At 38.6% G+C, this 6529-nt stretch carries 7 protein-coding genes; all 7 read left to right on the plus strand.

Going from position 1 to position 6529, the window contains the following annotated elements; genetic code table 11:
- Window positions 1-90: 90 nt before the first annotated feature.
- The 7 genes from spt (at window position 91) to C4F40_RS15600 (ending at window position 6272) form a co-directional block, all read left to right on the plus strand.
- On the plus strand, window positions 91-1299 hold the full coding sequence (gene spt, locus C4F40_RS15570; protein ID WP_196940303.1) for a serine palmitoyltransferase: 1209 nt from the start codon (window positions 91-93) through the stop codon (window positions 1297-1299).
- A 5-nt stretch (window positions 1300-1304) separates the two neighbouring features.
- Window positions 1305-2426, plus strand: a complete 1122-nt coding sequence (locus C4F40_RS15575) for a hypothetical protein (RefSeq protein WP_196940304.1) — start codon at window positions 1305-1307, stop codon at window positions 2424-2426.
- Window positions 2423-3421, plus strand: a complete 999-nt coding sequence (locus tag C4F40_RS15580) for an NAD-dependent epimerase/dehydratase family protein (protein WP_196940305.1) — start codon at window positions 2423-2425, stop codon at window positions 3419-3421. Before C4F40_RS15575 ends, C4F40_RS15580 begins: the two co-directional genes overlap by 4 nt.
- A gap of 13 nt (window positions 3422-3434) precedes the next feature.
- Window positions 3435-4121 (plus strand): CDP-alcohol phosphatidyltransferase family protein, encoded by a 687-nt coding sequence (locus C4F40_RS15585; protein WP_196940306.1) that lies wholly within the window; start codon window positions 3435-3437, stop codon window positions 4119-4121.
- A gap of 2 nt (window positions 4122-4123) precedes the next feature.
- A complete protein-coding gene (locus C4F40_RS15590) occupies window positions 4124-4519 on the plus strand; it encodes a GtrA family protein (protein WP_196940307.1) in 396 nt (131 codons plus the stop codon).
- A 236-nt stretch (window positions 4520-4755) separates the two neighbouring features.
- Window positions 4756-5295: a COG3415 family protein gene (locus C4F40_RS15595; protein WP_196940308.1), complete on the plus strand. Its 540-nt coding sequence runs from the start codon at window positions 4756-4758 to the stop codon at window positions 5293-5295.
- A 23-nt stretch (window positions 5296-5318) separates the two neighbouring features.
- The gene (locus C4F40_RS15600; protein WP_196940309.1) at window positions 5319-6272 is read left to right on the plus strand and encodes an IS3 family transposase; all 954 of its coding nucleotides are present in this window, start codon (window positions 5319-5321) and stop codon (window positions 6270-6272) included.
- The last annotated feature ends 257 nt before the right edge of the window (window positions 6273-6529 follow it).

Below are 6529 nucleotides of genomic sequence, written 5' to 3' on the forward strand. Positions count from 1 at the left end.
TTTAATTTTGACATTTGATAAGATTTGGTCAAAAAGTAAAATGAGAGTAAGCTTTTTAGTATTATCACAACAAAAAGAAACACCTATAGCATGAGCAAGGGAAAGTTAAGTGAAAGAACATCAAAGTTTCTAAATGGGGAACTAGAGCGTATTAAGTCGAATGATTTATATGCTTATTTTAGACCGATTCAATCTAAACAGGATACAGAGGTGTTGATTGATGGAAAAAGGGTTTTGATGTTCGGGTCAAATTCTTATTTAGGATTGACCACGGATAAGAGAATTATCCAGGCATCACAGGATGCACTCGCGAAATATGGTACAGGTTGTGCCGGTTCCCGTTTTTTAAATGGAACATTAGATATTCATGTGGAGCTAGAGGAACGGTTGGCAGATTTTGTTGGAAAAGAAGCGGCGATACTTTTCAGTACTGGATTTCAGTCTAACTTAGGACCTCTTTCCTGCCTAACAGGCAGAAATGACTATATCTTATTAGATGAACGTGATCACGCTTCCATTATTGACGGTAGCCGATTGTCGTTCTCCAAAGTAATCAAATATGCACACAACGACATGGAAGATTTGCGTGCTAAGATTTCTCGATTGCCAGAGGATAGTTTAAAGTTTATTGCTACTGATGGTATATTTAGTATGGAAGGGGATATCGTAAAGCTTCCAGAATTAGTAAATATTGCCGAAGAGTTCGATGCTGCTATTCTCTGTGATGACGCACATAGTTTGGGCGTGATCGGTGAGAAGGGCGCTGGTACAGGAAGCCATTTTGGATTGACAGATAAGGTTGATTTGATCATGGGAACTTTTAGTAAATCTTTGGCTTCTTTGGGTGGTTTTGTGGCCGCAGATAGAGACACGATAGAATATTTGAAGCATTCTGCACGCTCATTGATGTTTAGTGCGAGTATGACTCCCGCCTCTGTTGCTTCGACTTTGAAAGCGTTGGAAATTATTCGAACGGAACCGGAGCACATCGAGAGATTGTGGGCGAATACGAATTATGCTAAAAAGCTTTTGTTAGAAAATGGATTTGACTTAGGGGCTACAGAAAGTCCTATCCTTCCCGTTTTTGTGCGTAACAACGATAAAACATACTATGTTACTAAGATGCTTCAGGACGATGGTATTTTTGTCAATCCCGTGGTTGCTCCTGCGGTACCTGCAGAAGAATCTTTGATACGTTTCTCTTTGATGGCTACACATACGTTTGATCAGATAGATGAGGCCGTCGATAAAATGGCTAAGGTGTTTAAAACATTGGAGGTCGAAACCTTTATTAGTTAATCGCTATGATAGAAATCATCCCAGTCGAAACTAAAAAACAACGTGCGGAATTTATAGATTTTCCGCATGATTTGTATAAGGGGGATCCTAATTACGTTCCAGAATTATTTGTTGGACAAGACGATCTGCTGAACCCAGATAAACATCCGTTCTATAAGCATTCTTCCGCACAATTATTCCTTGCTTACGAAGATCACAAAATCGTAGGTAGGATCGGTGCATTTTGGAATGTGAACCACAATGAATTTAATCAGGTAAATGAAGGCCAGTTCGGTTTTTTTGATAGTGTGAATGATCAAAGAGTCGCAGATGCTCTATTTGCGTGTGCGTTCGAGTGGATAAGAGAAAAGGGGGGAGACACCGTGGTTGGACCAATTAATCAATCTACAAATGAAACCTGCGGTCTTTTGATTGAAGGGTTTGGAATGCCTCCGGTAGCAATGATGCCATATAATTATCCCTATTACGTACATCTGATAGAAAACTTTGGATTCGCTAAAAAAGTAGACTTAAGAGCTTATGATATGCCGACAGCTCAGGCTAGTTTGCGTTCTGTGCAGTTGATGGATCGCTTGGAAGAGCGTTTAAATAGATCCGGCATTAGGTTGCGACTGATCAACTTGAAAGATTTTAAGAATGAAGCTGCAAAGATAAAATTAGTGTATAATAAAGCCTGGGATAAAAACCTTGGTTTTGTGCCAATGACTGATGAAGAATTTGCTTATGTAGCGAAGGATTTGAAAATGATCGTAGACCCTCGTTTTTGTATTATTGCAGAAAAGGATAATGCAATTGTTGGTTTTGCGGTCGGGATTCCAAATATTAATGAGATATTAATTAATATAAAAAGAGGAAGGTTGCTCCCAACTGGAATTTTTAAACTCCTATTCGGTAAGAAGAAGATAAAATCTTTGCGCGTGATGATGTTGGGTGTTCTCGAAGATTATAGGAAAATGGGCATAGAAGCCTGTTTGTATGGTAGAATTATCAAAAATGCCGGTCTTTACGGGATAGAAAGAGGAGAGTGCTCGTGGATGCTCGAGCATAATTACATGATGAACCATGCTATTGAACAGATCAACGGAAGATTATATAAGCAGTATCGCCTCTATGAAAAAGCGATATGAAAAAAAAGATCTTAATTACGGGGGCGAGTGGCTTTGTTGGCTCTCATCTTGTCGAAGCAGCTAATAATTTGGATTTCGAAGTGCATGCTGCAGTTCGTAGTTCAAGTATTATCACGGAAATTGAGCCGTTTGTGGATCAATTTGTGTTTCCTGATTTTTCTTCTGTCAGCGAATTGACGAAGTTATTTGAAAAATATCAATATCATTATATCATTCATGCTGCTGCATTGACCAAAGCGAAAGAGGAAGCTATGTTGCTGGACATTAACGTGGGATATACACAGCATATTCTTCATGCAGCCTTCGCTGCAAAGATGCCGTTGGAAAGGCTGGTATACGTGAGTAGTCTTGCCGCGGTCGGTCCTATTGCTTATACGAGTGATAGACTTATTGATGAATCTACACCTTACAGTCCTGTAACGGTATATGGGCGCAGTAAGTGTGCATCAGAACAGATGATTAAAGCGGGTTTCTCGGATAAGCCATTGTCTGTATTTCGTCCGACTGCTGTGTATGGCCCTCGTGAAAAGGATTTATTTATTCTTTTTGATACCATGAATAAGGGTTTGGACCCGTATATTGGAAGAAAGCCTCAAAAGCTAAGTTTTATTTATATAAAAGATCTAGTGGACGTATTGTTAAAAGGGTGTCTGGTGCCTCAAGAAGGACTGCAGTTTTATAATGTTACCGATGGTAATATATATTCTAAATATGAAATGGCCGATATTTTCAAGGAAACACTACGTAGGAAGCTGCTTCGCATCCACATCCCTTTTGGTATCGTTAAAAAAATTGCTCAGATATCCGAAACCATTTATAGGAATTCGAAGAAAACCCCTGTTATTTATCCCGAACGGTTGAATGAATTAACTGCGGAAAATTGGGGCTGTGATATCTCGAAGGCTAAGAATAAATTAGGTTTTAATCCCAAGTATAACCTTAAAGAGGGGCTAGGAGAAAGCCTCCTTTGGTACAAGAAAAATGATTGGTTGTAAAGAACTTTAAATAATGAGTGGTCAAAAGATTAATAAGAAGCTTTTTCAAGACAGAAAGCGTACGAATATATTGAGTAATCCTGAACAAAAATTTATTTCATATTTGGTGCCAAGGATTCCCAATTCGTTGTCTTCGGATGGGCTAACAGCTATTGGTTTGTTAGGATCGCTTATGATTTTGGCGAGCTTTCTCCTAGCGGAGTACGTTCATTTGAACTATTTGTTGATAGGTATCGTCGGGTTTTTCATACAATGGTTTGGTGATTCATTAGATGGTAGAATCGCGTTTTATAGAAATAAATCACGCAAATGGTACGGTTTTGCTTTGGATATTATTATGGATTGGGTAAGTACAGTCTTCATCGGCCTTGGGTATGTGTTTTACGCGCCTGGAGATTTTAAATATTCTGGTTTTGCTTTGGTAGCATTGTACGGATGGGCAATGATTATTTCTCAATTACGGTACAAAATCACGGATAAATACACGATAGATGCGGGGATTTTAGGTCCCACAGAGATTAGAGTTGTAATTTCTATTGTCCTGTTTTTGGAAGTAATCATTCCAGGTTCTATCAATTATTTGGTGATTTTCATTTGTGTTGCTTTGTTTTTTATCAATCTTGCTGACACTAAAAAACTACTGGATTTGGGAGATATTAGAGATGCTGATGAAAAACAGAATAAATTGAACAATCCATAAAAATGTTTCCAAAGTTAAAGGAATTCCTTAAGGCCCAGCTATCTGCTTTTGTTGGTGGAATGGTTGATTACGGGATTATGCTCTTTTGTAAGGAAATTCTTGGTTTTACAATCAGTACCTCTATCGTAATTTCAGGAGCAATAGGAGCGATCGTTAATTTTACAATTAACCGTCTTTGGACTTTTAAAAAGGAGGAGGCTCCTGTCGTGAATCAATTATGGAAATTCATAATCGTAGTGGTCGGAAGTATACTATTAAAATCCCAAGGAACCCCTCTATTGTCAACGTTAACAGGTATTGATTATAGAATTACCCGATTAATCGTAGAGGTCGTGGTGTCGCTAGGGTTCAATTTCACATTACAAAAATACTGGGTTTTTAAAAAAACCAATACGTAAAGGCTGTTTTCTGGAAAACCGAGCACCCGCTTTCTTCGTCCTTTCTTCGCCCTTTCTTCGGAGGTTCTTCGGACGTTTTTCGCTCGGTGCGTTACCTCTGCATTACCTTTGGCTTAGTGCTGTCTTACCTTTTCCCGGATAGCCCTAAGATAATACTAAGATAAAACTAAGTAAAACCTAATATACCGGTCGAAGAAGTGTCTAGTCCTAGAATAGTTATACACTAATTAAAGTGTATGAACAAAATAAAAGCAAAGAACCCCCAGCCCGAATCTACTCCTTACTATGACAAATCGGTCATAAAAAAATCGTTATTATTATTAAAGAAAGGTTATTCCAAACGACAAGTTTGCGAAAAGTTAAACGTTAGTACCCAAGCGTTGAGCAAATGGATGAAAAAGTATAATATTCAGGATACATGCACTCCAAGATATACAAAATTATCACCTCTGCAACGCCGTTCTATAGCTTTCCAGATTTTGCAAGGCACGCTCACCATTTCAGAAGCTAACGACGTTTACAATATCCGGGGGCATGATACCATCGCCAAATGGGTTAGATTACTTAAGAAAGAAAATGTCGATATTAGCACTTTAAAAGCAGATGTCGTGCAAGAGGAAGATTTGTCAAAGCCAGATGATGGTGAATTAGAAGCATTAAAAGCAGCTTTGTCTGAAGCGCAATTAAAAATTACTGCCTTAAACACGTTGATCGATGTTGCCGAAGAGGAGCTAAATATTAATATCCGAAAAAAGTCTGGTGCCAGGCAGTCTTAGTCCTGCAGAAATTATTTCCTAAAATGGGGATAGGTAATTTGTGCAAACTGTTTGGCAAGAGCCGTCATGCTTATTATGATCACATTTGGCGCGTACGTGCGTCTAATTTTGAGGATGATATTATTTTACAGGAGGTTTTGAAGATACGTGAATATTTACCACGGGTAGGTGTTCGTAAACTTCATTTTATGTTATCACCTATTTTAGCCTCTCATGGTATAGAGGTTGGTCGTGATTATTTATTCGATCTGATCGGATCGCATGGGCTGTTAGTCCGTACACGGCGGCGTACCGTAAAGACAACCAACTCCCGGCATCATCTACGCAAATATCCCAATATCATTAAAGACTTGGTAATTAGTCGCCCAGAACAGGTATGGGTTAGTGATATTACCTATATTAGGCTTATTGATAAATGGGGATACCTTAGTCTTGTAACTGATGCTTATTCTCGAAAAATTATGGGCTATTGCTTTCGTGAGGACATGACTACAATAGGTTGCGTAAGAGCTCTTGAAATGGCAGTCGATAATAGAGAATGGGTTGATTTACCTCTTATCCATCACTCTGATCGAGGGACTCAATATTGTAGTACATTCTATGTAGAACAATTAACAAGGGGTAAAATAGCTGTTAGTATGACTGAAAATGGAAGTCCCTATGAAAATGCATTGGCAGAACGTGTTAATGGGATACTAAAAAATGAATTTGAATTCTATACCAAAAATTTATCATTTTCCGATATGTGCTTACATATTGATAAGAGTATTGATTCATATAATAATATTAGACCTCATAGCAGCTGTGACTATCTAACACCGTCCGAAGCTCATCGGCAAAATGCTACATTGAGGAAGAGATGGAAAGAGTATCCCAAAAATTATATTGTTACCGAAAAAGAACTTATGGAGCTGACAAATGAAGAAGATTTAAATTCTTCAAGTGAAATTATTACATTTGAAGAGCATGCTGTATAGCTTATTTCGGATTAACGTCAAAAGTTGTATAGCTAAAACTAGGATTTATTAAATAATCTGTATAGCTATTTCAGGACGGGTCAAAGGTCGGGTATTGGTCGGGAGAAAGGCAGGAGAGGGGCGGCTGCGGTACCCCCCCCGTGCAGGAGAGCATCCTTTTGGGGCATCCGGGGCTGTCCGCGCTGCCCCGGCTTTAAATTTATCTTTAACAGTTCCAGCGTTTTACGGGCGATCTGTAAAAATAACGTTTAGTTTAC

The organism is Sphingobacterium pedocola (assembly GCF_015209965.1).
GTDB lineage: Bacteria > Bacteroidota > Bacteroidia > Sphingobacteriales > Sphingobacteriaceae > Sphingobacterium > Sphingobacterium pedocola.